This window comes from uncultured Lutibacter sp. (assembly GCF_937891065.1).
GTDB lineage: Bacteria > Bacteroidota > Bacteroidia > Flavobacteriales > Flavobacteriaceae > Lutibacter.
Genome location: NZ_CALAEQ010000175.1, coordinates 1 through 3,844 on the forward strand (window position 1 = coordinate 1; position 3,844 = coordinate 3,844).

Genomic DNA, 3,844 nt, shown 5'->3' on the forward strand with positions numbered 1-3,844 from the left:
GCGTATTTAGGATATTATTATCAAAGTAACTATACCCCTGATAGTGCATATTATTTTTATAATAAAGCATTAAAGTCATATTCTTTAATTAATAATGAATTGGAAAAAGGGAAGATGTTGCTGAGTATGTCAACTATCCAGGAAAGTGTGAAAGATTATACGGGAAGTGAGATTAATGCTATAAAGGCAATTTCAAGTTTAATAAATTCAAAGGATTATAGAAGTTTATATCTGGCTTATAATACTTTAGGTGCAGTACAAAGTAAAATGAAGAATTACTATCTCGCTATAGATAGTCATAATATTGCAATAAAATATTTGAAAAAGCAAGATGCTAATAATTTTTTAGGAGCTATCTCCTTTAATAATATTGGATGGATTTATAATGAAATGAATGAGTATCAAAAAGCCATCATTTATTTTAAAAAAGCGTTAAAAACTAAAAATTTATTAGTCACTAATCCAGAAACTTATGCGATGGTTATTGATAACCTAGCCTATTCCAAATTCAAACTTGGTGATGAAACAGAATTACCAAAACTTTTTTACAAAGCATTAAAAATACGTGATAGCCTTAAAATTTATGATGGGATAGTTGAGAGTAGCCTTCATTTATCAGGATATTTTTTATCCAAAAACGATAGTGTTAAAGCATTTAATTTTGCTCAAAATGCAGAGAAAAATGCTGTAAAGTCAAATTACAATGAAGGTTTACTCGAATCCTACCTTCAGCTATCTAAACTTGAACCAGGAGAAAAAGGGAAAACCTATTTAAATAAATACATTAAACTTTCCGACAGCCTTCAGCAAAAAGAGCGTGAGATACGTGAAAAATTCACACGTATTGCCTATGAAACTGGTGAAATAGAAAAAGTAAATGTAGTTGTAACCAAAAAAAATGGGCTGTTAACTATCCTAATATTGGTTGGCGGGGCATTGTTTACAATGATATTCATATACATTAGGCAGCGATCAAAAAACAAAGAACTAATTTTCAATCAAAAACAAGAAGAGGCCAATACAGAGATTTACAATTTAATGATATCTGAGAAAACGAAATTTCAGGAAGGAAGCTTAAAAGAAAGGATCCGTATTTCTGAAGAATTACATGATGGTATTGTAAATAAATTGTTTGGTACACGTTTGTCAATTTCTTTAATGAATTCAGGTATACCAGAAGAAGAAATTGAGCAATGGGATGGTCACATAGAATCATTACGTGAAATAGAAGAAGATATTAGAACGCTATCTCATGAGCTGAAAGTAGAGTTGTTTAATATTGATAATGCCTTTGAAAAAATGGTGGAGGAATTGGTAGAAAAAAGAAGTAGATTGTCTAATTTTGAACCAAATTTGGACTTTGACATTGTTTCTGATTGGGAAAATATATCAAATAAAATTAAAATTCATTGCTATCGTACCCTACAAGAAACACTTCATAACATACATAAATATGCTAAAGCAACCAAAGTTGGTATTCATTTTTATGAAATAAATGGTATGTTGCATTTTGAAGTAACAGATAATGGAATTGGCTTTAATCCAAATAATAAAACAAAAGGAATAGGTCTAAAAAATATTGAATCTAGGATTGAGAAATTAAATGGTGAAGTTAAATTTATTTCAAGCCAAGGTAATGGGACTAAAATAACGATGACAATTCCAATAGTATCATAGCAATTAACAATATGAACGAAGAATTTAAAGTATTAATAATTGAGGATCACCCGCTGGTTTCTGAAAGCTATAAAAGTATTTTAGTATCTAATATAGAATATAACTTTCAGATACTAAAAGCAGCTAATTGTGGTGATGCATTAAGAATAATTAACAGATCCAAACAAGGGAAGCATTTTAATTTATTTTTAATAGATATACAATTAGATGCTTCTGAAGATGGCACAATTACATCTGGTGAAGATCTTGCGGTATATATAAAAAGTGAATTTCCAAATTCTAAAATAATTATTTTAACAGCAATTGATAATACTGAAAGAGTTAAAAGCATCATTAAATCTACGCCACACGATGCGTTAATGATAAAAATCGACATCACTCCCAAAATCCTTTTACAAGCTTTTAATAGTGTTGTGAATGATAATTTATATTATAGTACTAGAGTAAAAAGATTAAATGTCTTAACACTTGAAAATGAAGAATTATTAGACGATATCAATAAAAAAATAATCTTTCATTTATCAAAGGGAGTAACTACAAAAAACTTACCTAGTTTTATTGATTTAAAGTTAAGTATGATAGAAAAACGTAAAAGTGCTATCAAACAAATTTTCAATGTTTCAGGAGGCGATGCCGAATTATTGCTAGAAGCTGAAAAAAGAGGCTTTATATAAATACCTCCTCCATATTACATATTAAACCTTTCAATAGCAATTATTTATAATTTTAAAGTGTTTAGTTCTTTTTTATTGTTTTTTCTTCATTACGGTTTAACCGTAATGACATTTAATTTTACAACTTTAAATTAGTTTAATTAAATAATAAAATTGCATATGAACAATCAATTAATTTTTTTGTTAAATCACTTTGCAAAAAAGAATTATATTCAGCTTGATAAGGAAGAAGCCAAAATACAGTTATTAAGTCACCCTTATTATCCTAGCATCAACAGTATTACCGATTTATTTAATCATTTTGATATAGATAACCTAGCTTTAAAAGTTGAAAATGATTTAGAAACTTTTTCTCAATTACCAGATACCTTTCTTGGACAAATAAAAGATAGTAAAGTTGAAGAGCTCATATTGGTAACAAAAGCTAATAATGGTGTTGAATTGGTTTTTAATGAGAAGAAATCTGAATTTAAAAGTATCAATGAATTTTTAGAGTTATGGACTGGTATTTTAGTAGTTATTGAAAAACCAGATAAGAAGATAAAAGGAAAATCGGGTATTGCAAACTATGCTAAGAAAGGTATTATCATAACTTCATTTATTTGTTTGGGATATGTTTTTATCAAATCTCAACCGTCATTATTTCAAATAATACACTTTTTATTATCTGTTATAGGTATATATATTAGCTATTTAATAGTTCAGCACGAGTTAGGTTTTCACTCTAAAATTTTAGATAAATTTTGCTCAGGTCAAAATAAAAAAACAAATTGTGATGCCGTTTTAAGTTCTAAGGGAGCAACGCTATTTGGATTATTTAAATTGAGCGATGTAGGTTTAGCTTATTTTGTCAGTTTGGTTGTTGGGTGGTTAATGGTGGCTCTAAATGGATTTCAAGCTAATTCAATATTTTATTTGCTAAGTACATTGACAGTTCCTTTTACTTTTTTCTCTATATATTATCAGTGGAATGTTGTAAAAAGTTGGTGCCCGTTATGTTTAACTGTTGTTAGTATATTATGGTTGCAATTCGGGTCGCTATTTTTTATAAACTCATTTTGGGAGCAGTTAATTATAATTGATAATAGCTATGTTTTATTTATGGGAGGTTTATTGGCTGTAATAGCATTATGGTCTTTAATACAGCCTTTATTAAAAAAAGAACAAGAGTTTGAAAAATTAGAAATAGAACATATTAAGTTTAAAAGAAACTTTAATCTATTTAAGGCTGCATTAAATTTAAGCAATCCTGTTAATGTAATTATCCCTGACACAAATGAATTAGTTTTTGGAAATAAAAACGCAAACTTTAATATAGTTATTGTTACCAATCCAATGTGTGGTTATTGTAAAGAAAGCCACCAGCTTGTAGAAAAAATCTTAAGTAATAAAGAGTTGGATTTGAAAATAATCATACGTTTTAATGTTAGTCCTGAGAGTATTGAATCTCCAGGTACAAAAATCACTCTTAAAATATTAGAATTATATCACAC

Annotated in this window: 3 protein-coding genes; all 3 read left to right on the plus strand. The window is 28.1% G+C overall.

The window, feature by feature from the left end; all coding sequences use genetic code 11:
* On the plus strand, nucleotides 1–1,677 hold a 1,677-nt coding region (locus Q0352_RS09625), incomplete at its 5' end, for a tetratricopeptide repeat-containing sensor histidine kinase (protein WP_299527085.1).
* 11 nt (nucleotides 1,678–1,688) lie between these two features.
* Nucleotides 1,689–2,351 carry a response regulator gene (locus tag Q0352_RS09630; RefSeq protein ID WP_299527087.1) on the plus strand — a complete coding sequence of 221 codons (663 nt, stop codon included), beginning with the start codon at nucleotides 1,689–1,691 and terminating at the stop codon, nucleotides 2,349–2,351.
* Between the two features lie 159 nt (nucleotides 2,352–2,510).
* The coding region (locus Q0352_RS09635) for a vitamin K epoxide reductase family protein (RefSeq protein ID WP_299527089.1) at nucleotides 2,511–3,844 on the plus strand (1,334 nt) is incomplete at its 3' end.